This window comes from Solibacillus sp. FSL R7-0682, assembly GCF_038005985.1.
In the GTDB taxonomy this organism is placed as follows: domain Bacteria; phylum Bacillota; class Bacilli; order Bacillales_A; family Planococcaceae; genus Solibacillus.
This window is the reverse complement of the sequence record NZ_JBBOUI010000001.1, coordinates 968,393-982,920: the sequence shown is the minus strand read 5'-3', so window position 1 is coordinate 982,920 and position 14,528 is coordinate 968,393. Positions and strand designations below refer to the sequence as shown.

General features: G+C 36.6%; 16 protein-coding genes and 1 riboswitch. Of the genes, 6 read left to right on the top strand and 10 right to left on the bottom strand.

What is annotated here, in order from left to right:
• The first annotated feature begins 2 nt into the window (after positions 1–2).
• Positions 3–410, top strand: coding sequence for a pyrimidine dimer DNA glycosylase/endonuclease V (locus MKZ17_RS05105; RefSeq protein WP_340722680.1), 408 nt, complete (start codon positions 3–5; stop codon positions 408–410).
• Positions 411–430: 20 nt separating this feature from the next.
• Here MKZ17_RS05105 and MKZ17_RS05100 read toward each other — a convergent pair whose 3' ends face one another.
• Both MKZ17_RS05100 and MKZ17_RS05095 read right to left on the bottom strand, forming a co-directional pair.
• The gene (locus MKZ17_RS05100; RefSeq protein WP_340722679.1) at positions 431–1,888 is read right to left on the bottom strand and encodes an alanine/glycine:cation symporter family protein; all 1,458 of its coding nucleotides are present in this window, start codon (positions 1,886–1,888) and stop codon (positions 431–433) included.
• 128 nt (positions 1,889–2,016) lie between these two features.
• Positions 2,017–2,820 (bottom strand): alpha/beta hydrolase, encoded by an 804-nt coding sequence (locus tag MKZ17_RS05095; RefSeq protein ID WP_340722678.1) that lies wholly within the window; start codon positions 2,818–2,820, stop codon positions 2,017–2,019.
• 140 nt (positions 2,821–2,960) lie between these two features.
• On the opposite strand from MKZ17_RS05095, the gene MKZ17_RS05090 reads away from it, so the two are divergent.
• A complete protein-coding gene (locus tag MKZ17_RS05090; protein WP_340722677.1) occupies positions 2,961–3,473 on the top strand; it encodes a gamma carbonic anhydrase in 513 nt (170 codons plus the stop codon).
• 129 nt (positions 3,474–3,602) lie between these two features.
• On the opposite strand, the gene metK is transcribed toward MKZ17_RS05090, so the two are convergent.
• The gene (gene metK / locus MKZ17_RS05085) at positions 3,603–4,799 is read right to left on the bottom strand and encodes a methionine adenosyltransferase (protein WP_340722676.1); all 1,197 of its coding nucleotides are present in this window, start codon (positions 4,797–4,799) and stop codon (positions 3,603–3,605) included.
• Positions 4,800–5,046: 247 nt separating this feature from the next.
• A riboswitch (SAM riboswitch) is annotated at positions 5,047–5,164 on the bottom strand.
• A 197-nt stretch (positions 5,165–5,361) separates the two neighbouring features.
• Between metK and pckA the strand changes: the two genes are divergently transcribed.
• On the top strand, positions 5,362–6,948 hold the full coding sequence (gene pckA / locus MKZ17_RS05080; RefSeq protein WP_340722675.1) for a phosphoenolpyruvate carboxykinase (ATP): 1,587 nt from the start codon (positions 5,362–5,364) through the stop codon (positions 6,946–6,948).
• Positions 6,949–7,114: 166 nt separating this feature from the next.
• Here the strand turns inward: pckA and MKZ17_RS05075 are convergent, their stop codons facing one another.
• From MKZ17_RS05075 to MKZ17_RS05060, 4 genes are all read right to left on the bottom strand, one after another.
• A complete protein-coding gene (locus MKZ17_RS05075) occupies positions 7,115–7,894 on the bottom strand; it encodes an alpha/beta hydrolase family protein (protein WP_340722674.1) in 780 nt (259 codons plus the stop codon).
• Positions 7,887–8,345 (bottom strand): NUDIX domain-containing protein, encoded by a 459-nt coding sequence (locus MKZ17_RS05070; protein ID WP_340722673.1) that lies wholly within the window; start codon positions 8,343–8,345, stop codon positions 7,887–7,889. Before MKZ17_RS05070 ends, MKZ17_RS05075 begins: the two co-directional genes overlap by 8 nt.
• 54 nt (positions 8,346–8,399) lie before the next feature.
• Complete coding sequence (locus MKZ17_RS05065; protein WP_445326897.1) at positions 8,400–8,720, bottom strand: transposase; 321 nt, start codon at positions 8,718–8,720, stop codon at positions 8,400–8,402.
• 109 nt (positions 8,721–8,829) lie between these two features.
• Complete coding sequence (locus MKZ17_RS05060; protein WP_340722670.1) at positions 8,830–9,273, bottom strand: Dps family protein; 444 nt, start codon at positions 9,271–9,273, stop codon at positions 8,830–8,832.
• A 244-nt stretch (positions 9,274–9,517) separates the two neighbouring features.
• Between MKZ17_RS05060 and MKZ17_RS05055 the strand changes: the two genes are divergently transcribed.
• From MKZ17_RS05055 to MKZ17_RS05045, 3 genes are all read left to right on the top strand, one after another.
• Positions 9,518–9,676, top strand: coding sequence for a hypothetical protein (locus tag MKZ17_RS05055; RefSeq protein WP_340722669.1), 159 nt, complete (start codon positions 9,518–9,520; stop codon positions 9,674–9,676).
• Positions 9,673–9,906, top strand: coding sequence for a membrane protein insertion efficiency factor YidD (gene yidD, locus MKZ17_RS05050; protein WP_340722668.1), 234 nt, complete (start codon positions 9,673–9,675; stop codon positions 9,904–9,906). Before MKZ17_RS05055 ends, yidD begins: the two co-directional genes overlap by 4 nt.
• 101 nt (positions 9,907–10,007) lie before the next feature.
• Complete coding sequence (locus MKZ17_RS05045) at positions 10,008–11,012, top strand: metal ABC transporter solute-binding protein, Zn/Mn family (RefSeq protein ID WP_340722667.1); 1,005 nt, start codon at positions 10,008–10,010, stop codon at positions 11,010–11,012.
• Positions 11,013–11,060: 48 nt separating this feature from the next.
• On the opposite strand, the gene MKZ17_RS05040 is transcribed toward MKZ17_RS05045, so the two are convergent.
• The 3 genes from MKZ17_RS05040 to menB form a co-directional block, all read right to left on the bottom strand.
• A complete protein-coding gene (locus MKZ17_RS05040) occupies positions 11,061–11,957 on the bottom strand; it encodes a transglutaminase domain-containing protein (RefSeq protein WP_340722666.1) in 897 nt (298 codons plus the stop codon).
• Between the two features lie 193 nt (positions 11,958–12,150).
• The gene (locus tag MKZ17_RS05035) at positions 12,151–13,593 is read right to left on the bottom strand and encodes an o-succinylbenzoate--CoA ligase (protein ID WP_340722665.1); all 1,443 of its coding nucleotides are present in this window, start codon (positions 13,591–13,593) and stop codon (positions 12,151–12,153) included.
• Between the two features lie 110 nt (positions 13,594–13,703).
• On the bottom strand, positions 13,704–14,528 hold the full coding sequence (gene menB / locus MKZ17_RS05030) for a 1,4-dihydroxy-2-naphthoyl-CoA synthase (protein ID WP_340722664.1): 825 nt from the start codon (positions 14,526–14,528) through the stop codon (positions 13,704–13,706).

Here is a 14,528-nt window from a genome sequence, read left to right as displayed (position 1 = left end):
AGATGCGACTTTGGCATGTCGATTTAATTCCATATTTACCGAAAAGTCAATTACTCGCTCAGTGGAGAGAGTTAAATAGTATTTACGTCAAAGAAGACAAACATATTTTAATTAACTACATTTATGAATACCCGAAAGAAGATTTATATTGTTATACGCAGGTCGTTCTTGAGGAAATGATTCATCGTCAAATTAACATCCGTACGAAGGACAAAATGGCCAACTATTTTAAAGACATTAAATGTACCGAGATTTATATACCGTACGAAAATCATCATAATCAGCAGTATTTAACAATTTGTTATTATAATTTATTGGAAAAATTTATTCGTGGTCAAAAGGATTTTCCTGCTGAATTATTCGAAAGGCTTACGAACTTTTATCAATCGAAAAAGGAGCAGCCAAAATAAATTGGCTACTCCTTCCTTATTTATTTTTTATACGTTTCCCAGAAATCTGCATTTTTAATTCCTAACTTTATTGGATCAAATACTGGGTCTTTTCCTTCTTTTTTCTGTTGCTCATAATCCTTTAACGCAATAAGTGCTGGTTTCATAATGAATAGCATCATAATTACGTTAATCCAAACCGTTAACCCTAATCCTACATCACCAAACGCCCATGCCAAGTCTGATGTTTTAACTGTTCCATAGAACGCAGACGCTAATAATACAAACTTCATTATAAAAATACCTATTTTTTCTGTTCTACCTTTTAGCATGTACGAAACATTTGTTTCCGCAATGTAATAGTATGCCATTAACGTAGTGAAAGCGAATAAGAATAATGAAATCGCAACGAACCCTGAACCGAAATTATTTAATGATGGGAATGCATCATTTACCGCTGCTTGTGTAAAGCCTGTGTACGTAATTGTTTCATCCATCTTTGCTTCGATTAATGGACCATCTTGACTACCATCATGTACGTTGTATGTACCCATGAATAAAATCATTAATGCTGTCGCAGAACATACTAATAATGTATCAATATAGATTGATGCGGCTTGTACAAGACCTTGCTTTGCAGGATGGGACACTTCTGCAGCCGCAGCTGGGTGAGCGCCTGTACCTTGACCAGCTTCGTTAGAGTAGATTGCACGTTTAACTCCCCAGAAAATTGCGCTACCAATCATACCACCAAACACTGCATCTTGACTAAATGCGCTTCGGAAAATTAATCCTAATACATCGGGTACAGCTGAAAAATTCATTAAAATAATTATAAATGCTACAAGCAAGTAAGCTAATGCCATAAATGGCACTAAAATTTGTGCTACATTGGCAATACGTTTAATACCACCAAAAATAATAATCCCAAGCAATACAACTGTTACTAAACCTGTAATCCATGGATCAATTCCAAAAGCATTATCCACTGCCCCAGCAATTGCATTAGCTTGTACACCAGGCATTAAAATAGCTACCGATAAAATCATCGCAATCGCAAACACTACACCAAGTGCACGAATACCTGTTGATTTTTCAATGTAGAATGCTGGACCACCACGATACTGGCCATCTTTCTTTTCCTTGTAAATTTGAGCTAATGTTGACTCCATATAAGCAGTTGATGCACCGATGAATGCAGTAACCCACATCCAAAAAACTGCCCCCGGTCCACCAAATGCAATCGCAGAAGCTGTACCAATAATGTTCCCCGTACCAACACGACCTGATAAGGCAATCGACATCGCTTGGAATGAAGATACACCCGCATCTGATTTTTGTCCCTTGAACATAAGTTTAAACATGTCTTTAATTAAACGAACTTGAGCAAATTTTGTCAGAATCGAGAAGAATAATCCAACGATTAAAATTCCGTAAATCATGACTGGACCCCATAATATACCGTTAGCCCAGTTTACAAAATCATTAATAAAATCCATTGAAACACTCCTTTAAATTTAATGTATTAATTTGAAATTTAGTATATTACAAATTTTCTAAAATTTCGATATATTTTTTTCTAGAAATAAAAAAACCTAACAAAAAATAGTATTTGCTAGGTTCGTCGTCATTCAATTATATAGCCTAAATTCCGTAAAACATTATTAATAAAGTCAATAGTATATTGAAAAACATCTTCTCTTTCTAATTCGAAATAGAGACTATGTAGACAGCCATGCCATTCTTTATAGTGAAACTCAGATAATGATTGTTGAAGTAACCATTTTTTTGTAATGGATATATCTGTTAATTTATCATTTTCGCCTGTCATGACTAGCAGCGGGATATTAGGAAATTTATATTCTGGATCACGGAAAGTACGTGTTAGCTGTTGCCACTCCCGGTACCATTTCACCGTTACCATACTATTAAGCGGTAAATTTTCCTTTAGTTCCATTAATACATCTGTATTTCTTGAAAAGTGTTGTAAATTTATTTCATGCTTTAATTTTACGTTTGAAGTTATGGCACTAAAACTTGATAGAGCGTTCGATAATTTACCTGGTGTCAATTTTAAATGGAGCCAAGGTGACGTCAATATGACACCTGCATATTCGGTTTTATTTTTTTGAAGTACTTGCATCGCAATTGTACTCCCTAATCCATTTCCAACAATAAAAAGTGGTAAATTATATTCAAGTGCTACTTTTAATAATATTTTAGTATATGTAAAATATTCCTTAAAGTCTTCTTCGTGGTATCTAGCATATTTCGCTTGATCTCCATGACCGGGTAAATCACCCATAACGACATGAAAACCCGCACTTCGAAACTTCTCAATTAACCATGCGTACCAGCGATGATTTTCATATGCACTATGAAGAATTGCTACTACTGCTTTCGGTTGCCCTTCAGCTTCCCATCTCCACATGGTCAAACCTCCTTCATACGAAACTTCTATCATTATAATGCATCCAACAGAAAAAGAAATATTATTTGAAAATCTATTTTCATTTGATACGATACTAATAGAATGAATTACTATTTTATACAAGAAAAGAGGTACTTAGTATGATTTACCCATATAAAGATAAAACTCCTTCGATTCACCCTTCTGCATTTATTGCAGACTATGCAACAGTTACTGGTGACGTTTCAATTGGTGCAGAAACATCCATTTGGTTCAATACTGTCATACGTGGCGATGTTAACAAGACAATAATTGGCGAGCGTGTTAGTATACAAGATTTATCATGTCTCCACCAAAGCCCTGCATTCCCGTTAATCATAGAAGATGAGGTAACAATTGGCCATCAAGTTACCTTACATAGCTGTACTATTAAGAAACGAGCGTTAATTGGAATGGGTTCCATCATTTTGGATGGTGCAGAAATCGGTGAGGGTGCCTTTATCGGCGCAGGTAGTCTTGTACCACCAGGAAAAAAAATCCCCCCAAATACATTAGCAATGGGGCGTCCAGCAAAGGTGGTCCGTGAAGTAACGGCCGAAGATCGCGCAGACATGGATCGTATTATTCGTGAATACGTAGAAAAAGGACAATACTATAAATCATTACAAAAGTAACAACAAACTAGCGTTACCGGTTGTATTTGACTTTCTTCCTATTATATAGTGTTTCCGCCCATTTTTTAACTTTCCGTTTACAAAAAGGAGCCATATAAACAATTTGTTTACATTGGCTCCTTATATTTTTTATAGTCCCGCTTTAACTTTTAATTCTGCTGCTTTGTCTGTTTTTTCCCAAGGAACATTTAAGTCCGTACGTCCAAAATGACCATATGCTGCAGTTTGTTTGTAAATTGGACGTCGTAAATCCAGCATTTTAATAATGCCTGCAGGACGTAAATCAAATAGCTCACGTACCCATTCTACGATTTGGCTTTCTCCCACTTTCCCTGTGCCGAAAGTATCTACTGCGATCGATACTGGTTGTGCTACACCAATTGCATATGCTAATTGAACTTCTGCACGGTCAGCTAAGCCTGCTGCTACGATATTTTTGGCAACATAACGTGCAGCATAAGCTGCTGAACGGTCAACCTTTGTTGCATCCTTACCAGAGAATGCTCCACCACCGTGACGTGCATAACCACCGTAAGTGTCTACGATAATTTTACGACCTGTTAATCCTGCGTCCCCTTTAGGTCCACCGATTACAAAACGGCCAGTTGGGTTGATAAAGTATTTTGTCGCTTCATCTAAAAGATTAGCTGGTACAACCGGCTTAATAACGAACTCTTTCATATCTGATTGAATTTGTTCTAATGTCGCTTCTTCATCATGTTGAGTTGAAATAACGATTGTATCTACACGTACTGGTTGGTTGTTTTCATCGTACTCAATTGTTACTTGTGTTTTACCATCTGGACGTAAATAATCTAATTCACCTGATTTTCGCACTTCTGCTAAACGACGTGCTAATTTATGTGCTAAAGAAATTGGTAGAGGCATAAGCTCTGGTGTTTCATTACAAGCGTAACCAAACATTAACCCTTGGTCTCCTGCACCAATAGCTTCTAACTCTTCATCTGTCATTGAACCTTCGCGAGCTTCGAGCGCCTGGTCAACACCTTGCGCGATGTCAGGAGATTGCTCTCCAACTGCTACAAGAACAGCTAAGTTTTCAGCATCAAAACCATATTTACCACGTGTGTAGCCAATTTCTGCTACTGTGTCACGGATAATTCCTTTCATATCTACATACGTAGAAGTTGTAATTTCACCAGATACTAATACTAAGCCTGTTGTTACCGTTGTTTCACAAGCTACACGTGCATTTGGATCTGCTGCTAAAATGGCATCTAAAATAGCATCCGAAATTTGGTCACAAATTTTATCCGGATGTCCTTCCGTTACACTTTCTGATGTAAACAGTCGACGATTTGTCATTTTACTTCCTCCTAATTCACTTTTGCGATTGTTTTGTTTGTTATGATACGGTACTCATTACCCATGTCCGTTTATAAAAATAAACGTCAAGCTATACTGCTTTAACACGAGGTTTTGAAAGGCTGCAATTTATCTATTTTATTAAAAATTAAATTCTTTTTTATTATAAAAACAATAAAAAAATCCCTTCACTCATTGCCGCGCTCATCACGCGTGAGGAAAGGATGTTATCTTTCGTTACCTTTCACTCTTATCGTTCAAGGGAGTTTCCCTTGCATCAGGTTGGCACCAACACGTTACGAAAAGTCGTATTGCAGGTTGCCGGGTTTCATAGGGCCTGCCCCTCCACCAGCTCGGGATAAGAGTATCCGTTCAATTAAATATCTTACGAAAAAACGCATTTTATGTCAACAAATTTTGTCGTATTTATTACACTAAAAAAATCAGAAAAAATAATTCATAATTAGTATAGATTATTGGATGCAATGTGTTATACTATTTTTGAATTAACAAACAACTCCCCTATAAAGGGAATACTATAAAAAAGGATGGTACTTAAGCGATGAATTCGGTAGAAATTGCTAACGAGCTGAAAGAACTTTTAAACGGGGATAATATTAACACACAACTATCCGTTCCACAACTAGTTGAAAAAGCAACATCACGTGGAGAAGCAATGTTAACTGTTGACGGTGCAATCGCAGCTGAAACTGGAAAGTATACTGGTCGTTCCCCTAAAGATAAATATATGGTTGAAGAAGATGGATCAAAAGACAAAATCGACTGGGGTAAAGTAAACCGACCGATTTCATCTGAAGTATTCGACAATTTATACATTAAAGTTATTAATTACTTAAAAGAACGCGACGAACTGTTTGTTTTTAATGGTTTTGCAGGTGCCGACAAAGATTCACAATTATCGATAAAAGTCATCAATGAATATGCTTGGCATAACCTATTCTGTCATCAATTATTCATCCGTCCAACAGCAGAAGAATTAGCTTCACATGTTGCAGATTTCACAATTGTATCTGCACCTAACTTCAAAGCAAATCCAGAAGTTGATGGTACCGGTTCTGAAACATTCATCATAACATCTTTAGAAAAGAAAATCATCTTAATTGGTGGTACTGAGTATGCAGGTGAAATGAAAAAATCAATTTTCGGCATCATGAACTACTTATTACCAGAGCAAGGTATCTTCCCGATGCACTGTTCAGCAAACGTAGGTGAAGAAGGCGACGTAGCTTTATTCTTCGGTTTATCAGGTACTGGTAAAACGACTTTATCTGCTGATGCTGACCGTAAATTAATCGGTGATGATGAGCACGGCTGGTCTGACAACGGCGTATTCAATATCGAAGGTGGTTGCTATGCAAAAACAATCAACCTCTCTGCTGAAAAAGAGCCAGAAATTTATAATGCCATTAAATTTGGTTCTGTATTAGAAAACGTAGTAGTAAATCCAGAAACTCGTGTATGTGATTACGATAACGGTTCATTAACTGAAAATACTCGTGTGGCATATCCAATCGATTATATTGATAATATTGTATTACCATCTGTAGCAGGTCACCCAAAAACAATCATCTTCCTAACAGCAGATGCATTTGGGGTATTACCTCCTATTTCAAAATTAACAAAAGAGCAAGCAATGTACCACTTCCTAAGTGGTTTCACATCTAAATTAGCAGGTACTGAACGCGGTGTTACAGAACCAGAGCCAGTATTCTCTACATGCTTCGGTTCTCCATTCTTACCACTACCAGCAACTGTTTACGCTGAGCAATTAGGTAAGAAAATTGATGAGCATGGCTCACAAGTATTTTTAGTAAACACTGGTTGGACTGGTGGCGAATACGGTGTAGGTAACCGTATGAAACTTTCTTACACTCGTACAATGGTACGCGCTGCCATTGATGGCAAGTTAAATGACGTTGAAACGACACAAGATGGCGTATTCGGATTAAATATCCCAGTAGCAGTTGAAGGTGTTCCGACGGAGGTATTGAATCCTCGTGATGCTTGGTCAGACAAAGCAGCTTATGATAAAAAAGCAGCAGAGCTTGCACATTTATTCAAAAACAACTTCACGAAATTTGCTAATGTAGATGAAGCAATCGTGAAAAAAGGTGGTCCATTAGCATAATAGCTAATGACTTTACACGACATAACGTTTATTCGGAGGAAGGTGTCGTTATAAACAATCGTCCTCTCCGCTATAACAGTGGACTTGTGGAATAAACTTCCTATATTTTTATATCATAAAAAGACACGCTATTAGCAACAGCTGATAGCGTGTCTTTCTTTATACATTATTGAAGCTTCATCCACTCACATAGTTTTCGAACCGTTTTGTAATTGAACTTAGGAGGATAATGATGCTTCAATCCAGAAGAAAACCATGTTTCGACGTCTTTTCCTTGATGTTTTAAATAATGCTCCAGTTGATAGGCATGTTCTATATCGACATGCTGATCGTCCGTCCCATGTATAATTAGAACAGGTGCGTCAATTTCATCTATTTCAAATAAAGGGGTACGCTCCTCGTAATTTTCAGGTACTTTATTTGGAGTACCACCAACTATTCGCTTCAAACCTCTACGCATATCAACCCGTTCCCAATAAGTTGCGCTTGCATCCGAAACACCTGCCCACGTAACAATGGATTGAATATCATTTCGTAAAATTGCAGTCCACAAAACCATTAATCCGCCACGTGAGAAGCCGAATAAATGTACTTTTTGCTGACGTATAAATTGTTTTAATACATCAACTGCATAAACTGCATCAAAACGATCCGCGCCAGCAAATTCATCCTTACCTTCTCCACCACGATTTCCACGATAGTACGGGGCAAAGACAACAAAACCTTGTGCAGCAAATTGGGCAATTCTAGCCGGTCTCACCATGCCAATAGATTGTAAACCACCACGCAAATAAAGGAGTCCATCATAATTCCCTGGATCTTTAGGTCTGGCTAGTAATCCTTTTACACGTAAACCTTGTGACCAATAAATTACTTCATCTAAGCGAATATGAGGATTGGGCGATGGATATGGACGCATTGCATAGATTTCACCGTTGTTATCCATGACTTTTCACTTCCTGTAGCATCTTTTTCATTCCCGCATCACGCATATAAAAGCTTAAATTCGGTTGTTGCCATAGTTCTTCCTCTGTTAACCATACCCTACCTTCAGTTTCATGATCCCCTTCAAAGTCCTGGATTTCCTTTACCTTTGCGGTAAAAACTGCTTTACAAAATGGTATTTCATCATGAACTATATAGTAGGCAAACCATTTCACATCATTAATTATTATAGTGGCTTCCTCATATACTTCTCGAATGGCAGCTTCTACTAATGTCTCTCCAACTTCTTGTTTGCCACCAGGAAACTCTACCCCGCGTCGATGATGAATTGTACAAAGCCACTTCCCTTTATACTGTACAAGCACCAACACATGTTTTGGCTCTATTTCAAATGGTCCTTCATCAAATCGTAAATCTACATTTAACCCGTTTTCATCAATAAAAGTAAACATCGCATCGCTCAACTCCTACTATTTAGTGTAGCGAACGACGACATGACAAGCAACTTAGAAATAAGCACGTTTACGGAAAAATGGAAGCTGTTCAACAAACTTTTTTGCTTCCTCATCTCCAAACTCATGTATAAGTGCATACAATTTTTGTAAGCGATTGTCGAGATCGTGATTTAATTGGTCCATATGATAAGGAATGAAGGGCATATGTGCACGAAATGCATTTGAAGCTTCTAACCTATTCATTTGAGAAAACAATTTTGAAAATACACGGGCCTTAATTGGATCCATATGCAAAACAAATTCATAAGAAGGTCCAGGGTAAAAATTACAAGTTAAATTTGCGACCGATACATAAATTTTTTGCTTTTCCAAATCCATTCACCTCCATTCAAAGGATTTGCGAATCAGCTCCAAACTATACGTTAGGAATAGAAGGTAAAATAAAGACGACCCCAATAAAAGGAGTCGTCATCATTCGTTATTAGTTGCCTAAAAATGCATTTAACATCCACGCATGCTTTTCTAAACTTTGATAGTTAGCATTTAATAAATCCTCTGTACGATCATCGCCTTCTTCTGCAGCAGTCTCCATTGCAGTTTTCAGCGCTTTCATTATCGTTTCAAAATCCGAAATAGTTGATTGCACCATTTCCTCCGTTGTTTCTTTACCAGTAGCTTCTTTTATAATCGATAATTCTAGATGCTCTGAAAGTGTCGCGACAGGCTTACCACCTCGTGATAAGATTCGCTCAGCTACCTCATCTAAATTTAGCGTTACTTCATTGTATAGCTCTTCAAATTTTGTGTGTAATGTGAAGAATGATGGTCCATTTACATACCAGTGGAAGTTATGTAACTTTGTGTACAATACAGACCATGTTGCTACTAACTCATTTAACTGTTTGTTTAATTCTTGTTTTGCCATTCCATTCACCTCATAAAATATATTTAAAACTCCAAGTTGAAGTTTCAACCCTAATTGATAAATATTATCAACATAATCATAATACATCCTACATGACTAGGATGTGTCAAATTGCTGAATTTATTATACTAATACTTACTATTTCCTTTCTTGGTTAGATTAAAACCTATTAAATTCAATGTTTAGTCATATTTCGCAATGCTTTTTAATGTAAAATATACTATAAACAATTGAGGTGAAAAACATGAGCTTGCCTATCGTACTAATTATTATCATCACAATCATCGGGATATTTGCATGTGCAATTGTTTTACTTACGAAGAAAAACAACGTAACATTAAAGCAAACGGTGGATGATAAACCAATCCGAGTTTATAAAAATGGAGAGCAAAAGCAACAATGAAGAAAATATTTATTAAGTTCATTCGATTATATCAACAATATTTATCCCCAATGAAACCCCCTTCTTGCCGTTTCCATCCAACTTGTTCTAGTTATGGCATAGAAGCAATTGAAAAACATGGTGCGATTAAAGGTTTTATTATGACCGTTATTCGGATTTTAAAATGCCAACCGCTTCATCCTGGTGGCTTTGATCCAGTACCAGATAAATGGCCTTCGAAAAAAAAATAAATTTCGAAGGTTTTTTTATTGTTTTTTTGCCTATCATCTTGTATGATTAAAAATGTTAAAAAAATTTAAATCGTAACAATTACTATTTAAGGAGTATTAAAATGAAAAAATTACTTTTTTTGATGGGGATGTTGTCATTGCTTTTAGCCGCATGTAATTCCAACAATCCAACTACTGATAAAACAACTGAAGAAGAATCTTCTAATAAATTATCCGTTTATACTACTGTTTATCCTTTACAATACTTTACAGAGCGTATTGGTGGCGATGCTGTAAATGTAGCATCGATTTATCCTGCTGGGGCAAATGAGCATACGTTCGAGCCTACCCAAAAAGATATGATGGCATTGGCAGATGCGGACCTGTTTTTCTACATTGGCTTAGGTCTTGAAGGCTTTGTTGAAAATGCAAAAAAGACATTGGCAAATGAGGACGTAAAATTAGTCGCAACTGCAGAAACAGTAACGGATGAGCAACTTCACATTTCAACTGGTCATACACATGCTGAAGCTACTACAGAAAACCATAATCATGAACATGAGCACGATGAAGAAGAATCCCATGAGGATCATGCCCATACTGAACATGATGCACACGTATGGCTATCTCCAATTATTTCGCAACAGCTTGCCCTATCCATTAAAGAGCAATTGGTTGCGGCTTTACCAGAGCAAGAAACAACTTTCATTGAAAACTACAACGAATTGGTAGCAGACTTAAATACATTACACGCAGATTTTGAAGCAATGGCTAAAGAAACAACTAAAAAAACATTCTTCGTATCTCACGCTGCATTTGGTTATATCGCAGGTCACTATGGCTTTGAGCAAGTGCCTGTAGCTGGATTGAATTCACAAAGTGAGCCTTCTCAAAAGGAATTAACTTCGATTGTCGATTTAGCTAAAAAGGAAGACATTGACTATATATTCTTTGAACAAAATGTATCGTCAAATTTAACAAAAATCATCCAAAATGAACTTGGTGCTAATACGTTAATCTTGCATAATTTAAGTGTTTTAACAAAAGAAGACATTGCTAACAATGAAGATTACTTTACATTAATGCGCAAAAATATGGACGTATTAAAACAGGCATTAGAAAAATAAATGAAAACGTAATGCCCACTGTTTCATTCGAGACAGTGGGCATTGTGCTTACCATTTGATAAGTTTTATGAACTTTTTTGCTAATGAATAGAAATCATCGGTCATCATAAATACTTCATTTGTCATTGTCATTTGAGAATTTATATATATTTCACTCACAGCAGCAGGATACTCGGTTTTTTCCCAATTATGTGTGGTAGCGATTTCCTTATCCGTTAGCATGAAGAAATTATAATGTACTTTATCTGGCTCATTGTTAATCGGATCATTCCACGTTGGATCAACATGGTACCATGCACCATCAACCTTTACTAAAATCCATGCATGCCGTTCATTATTGGAATAGCCCTTGACATATTTTGCATTAAGCTTGAGCTCTTCTAACATTTTCAACATGAGTAAAGCATATGCCTGACATACACCTTGGTTTTCAGTTAATAACGTATACGTAATATATTGGCTACCTTTTGTATTGCTAGCATAGCTACTGTTCAACACAATATAGTCATGTACTGCCTTTACTTTTTCATATTCAGATGCTCCTTCTTGAATAATTTGAGGTAGTATCCTTTTCACCTCAGCAGTTACATACTTTTCTTTTTCCTTATCAGTTAAATAATTTATTTGGAATGTTAGCGTACCGCTATTCCCTCGATATTTTATCGCAATTTGCCACTTTGAAATATTTTCATAAATATATTGGTTGTTTTTGCGAATTTCGTCCATTGCTTTTTGGATAACAGCTTTTACGTTTGTATAATCCCCTTTATACGTAAGTGTAAAGTCGGTATTAAAATTACTTAGATGATACAGAATATCATTTTTTATTGTTTTATCAGTTGTAACACCATTTGCATATACTTCATTTGTTGATTCGGCCAATTGATTTGGTAAAATATTCATTAATAAGATTGTTATACAGAGTGAATATAAAAGTCTTTTCATCAATAATCCCTCCTAAGTAAATTTTAAAAATTCCTCCCCCTCAAACAATTATTTGCGAATGCTACTATTTTCTAACATGTACCAATTTTATAAGAAAAATACCTTTATGAAACATTACAAAAAAACACTATACATTTACATAGTTTATGATTTGTATAGTGCTTTGAACATTAATTTATGAATTTATATGGTTTTATTTTTCCTCTAATAATAGCTCAATTAAATTTCTTCGAAGCAGTTTATTTGCACCATTTCTAGGTAGACAATCCACTTGAACAATTTTTTTGGGAACTTTATAATTCGCCAAATTTTTTTTACAAAAACTAAACAACGCTGTCTCATTTACATCTGTTTTCGTTACAATAAAGGCAATTGGCACTTGCCCCCATTTGTCATCAGCAATACCACATACCCCTGCTTCCTTTATGGCTGGATGTGCTAATAGGACATTTTCAATTTCTGCAGGGTATATATTTTCTCCACCAGAAATTATTAAATCTGAGCGTCGATCTACTACGTATAAATACCCCTCTTCGTCTAAATAACCTAAATCTCCAGTATGAAGCCAGCCGTCAATCATCGTCTCCTTATGTTTAAATTTCCCCACATAACGAGGGGTAACATGAGGACCTCGAATAAGTATTTCTCCTACTTTTTCATCATCAATTTTATTAATTCGTATTTGATTAAAGAATAAGGGCTTACCAGCTGAACCAAGACGTGTTAATGCATCTTCATTAGATAAAGTAGCCGTTTGTGAAGCAGTTTCGGTCATTCCGTATGTTTGTGCAACCGGTAATTTCAACTCTATTGCACGCTTCAAATAATCTACTGGAACTGGGCCCCCACCTGCTAACATCGTTGTAAAGTTTGGATGTGCTATTGTTTTAAGCTGCTCCATTTCGTTTAAAATGGCTTCTAATGTCACCGCTACTACAGACATTTTTGTAACAGTGCCCCTTACAATTTCTTGTGCACAGCGTAGCGCATCGAATTTCTCATATAAGCGTATTTTCATCCCGTATAAAAGTGATCGCACTACGATTGAAAAACCACTTATATGAAAAATCGGAACCGTACATAACCAAACATCCTCCTGAGAAATCCCCAAATTTAATGCAGAACTTAAAGCACTTGAGCTATGATTTCCAACTGTTTGACATACACCTTTAGGAAAGCCAGTTGTTCCTGAAGTGTACATAATTGTTAATGCAAAATTCTCATCCCATTCGGCTGCAATTTCAAATGGTTCCGGTATTTTTTCGTGGAGTTGTGTAAATGAAAGAATACGTTTATCGGCTGTAAGCTTATCTAAATCACTATCTGCAACTAGAATGCCATCCACTTCCGCATCTGCTACTTGATACGCTAGCTCCTGTTTTGATAGTCTTCCATTTAATAGCACCATTTCACATTGCGCTTGCATACAGCCATATAACACTTGAATAAGCTGTGGTGTAGATGGAGCTAATATAGCTATACGTTTCCCATTGGATAAACCACATGCATGTAACTGATAGGCAATCTTTCTTGATAATTCATCTAGTTGTAAAAACGTCCATTGTTCTTCCTGATAGCTTAATGCGATTCGATTTGGTGTTAAATATGCTCGTTGTTGAATCCAATTCGGCTGCATCATTCATTCCCCCTTAACTTGAAACATTGTTGTATCGTTTTAATTAATTGATATTAAAAAAGGTGCCCCGCTTTACGGAACACCCTTTCATTGTCATAGAAACTAGCCGATCAAGGGAAACGTGGGAATTGACCGAAGTCAGGTTGACGTTTCTCTTTAAATGCGTCACGGCCTTCTTTTGCTTCATCTGTTGTGTAGTAAAGAAGTGTTGCATCACCAGCAAGCTGTTGAATACCAGCCAAACCGTCTGTATCTGCGTTCATTGCAGCTTTTAAGAAGCGTAAAGCAGTTGGTGACATTTGAAGCATTTCTTCACACCATTTAACTGTCTCATCTTCTAATTCAGCGTAAGGTACAACAGTATTTACTAAGCCCATTTCAAGTGCTTGTTGCGCATCATACTGACGGCATAAGTACCAGATTTCACGTGCTTTTTTATGACCTACGATACGTGCTAAGTAGCCTGAACCGTAACCAGCATCGAATGAACCAACTTTCGGACCAGTTTGACCGAATCGGGCGTTGTCCGCAGCAATTGTTAAGTCACATACTACGTGTAATACATGTCCACCACCAATTGCATAACCTGCAACCATTGCTACAACTGGTTTTGGAATTTTGCGGATTAATGTTTGTAAGTCTAATACATTTAGACGTGGAATTTGGTCATCGCCTACATAACCACCATGGCCGCGCACTTTTTGGTCGCCACCTGAACAGAATGCATGCTCGCCTTCACCTGTTAAGATGATTACGCCAATTTTTTCGTTATCACGTGCACGTGTAAATGCATCAATTAATTCCGCCGTTGTTTTTGGGCGGAAAGCATTGCGTACTTCTGGACGGTTAATCGTAATTTTCGCGATACCGTTGTAGTACTCATACTTAATATCTTCATACGTATGTAATGAAGTCCATAGACGTTGTTTTGTCAT

Excerpts from the sequence above, each read along its gene's own strand:
- MKZ17_RS05100 (WP_340722679.1), bottom strand. The coding sequence starts at position 1,888 with ATGGATTTTATTAATGATTTTGTAAACTGGGCTAACGGTATATTATGG.
- MKZ17_RS05055 (WP_340722669.1), top strand. The coding sequence starts at position 9,518 with ATGAGCTTGCCTATCGTACTAATTATTATCATCACAATCATCGGGATA.
- MKZ17_RS05095 (WP_340722678.1), bottom strand. The coding sequence starts at position 2,820 with ATGTGGAGATGGGAAGCTGAAGGGCAACCGAAAGCAGTAGTAGCAATT.
- yidD (WP_340722668.1), top strand. The coding sequence starts at position 9,673 with ATGAAGAAAATATTTATTAAGTTCATTCGATTATATCAACAATATTTA.
- MKZ17_RS05060 (WP_340722670.1), bottom strand. The coding sequence starts at position 9,273 with ATGGCAAAACAAGAATTAAACAAACAGTTAAATGAGTTAGTAGCAACA.
- MKZ17_RS05105 (WP_340722680.1), top strand. The coding sequence starts at position 3 with ATGCGACTTTGGCATGTCGATTTAATTCCATATTTACCGAAAAGTCAA.
- menB (WP_340722664.1), bottom strand. The coding sequence starts at position 14,528 with ATGACAAAACAACGTCTATGGACTTCATTACATACGTATGAAGATATT.
- metK (WP_340722676.1), bottom strand. The coding sequence starts at position 4,799 with ATGACAAATCGTCGACTGTTTACATCAGAAAGTGTAACGGAAGGACAT.
- MKZ17_RS05070 (WP_340722673.1), bottom strand. The coding sequence starts at position 8,345 with ATGTTTACTTTTATTGATGAAAACGGGTTAAATGTAGATTTACGATTT.
- MKZ17_RS05090 (WP_340722677.1), top strand. The coding sequence starts at position 2,961 with ATGATTTACCCATATAAAGATAAAACTCCTTCGATTCACCCTTCTGCA.
- MKZ17_RS05040 (WP_340722666.1), bottom strand. The coding sequence starts at position 11,957 with ATGAAAAGACTTTTATATTCACTCTGTATAACAATCTTATTAATGAAT.
- MKZ17_RS05035 (WP_340722665.1), bottom strand. The coding sequence starts at position 13,593 with ATGCAGCCGAATTGGATTCAACAACGAGCATATTTAACACCAAATCGA.
- MKZ17_RS05075 (WP_340722674.1), bottom strand. The coding sequence starts at position 7,894 with ATGGATAACAACGGTGAAATCTATGCAATGCGTCCATATCCATCGCCC.
- MKZ17_RS05045 (WP_340722667.1), top strand. The coding sequence starts at position 10,008 with ATGAAAAAATTACTTTTTTTGATGGGGATGTTGTCATTGCTTTTAGCC.
- pckA (WP_340722675.1), top strand. The coding sequence starts at position 5,362 with ATGAATTCGGTAGAAATTGCTAACGAGCTGAAAGAACTTTTAAACGGG.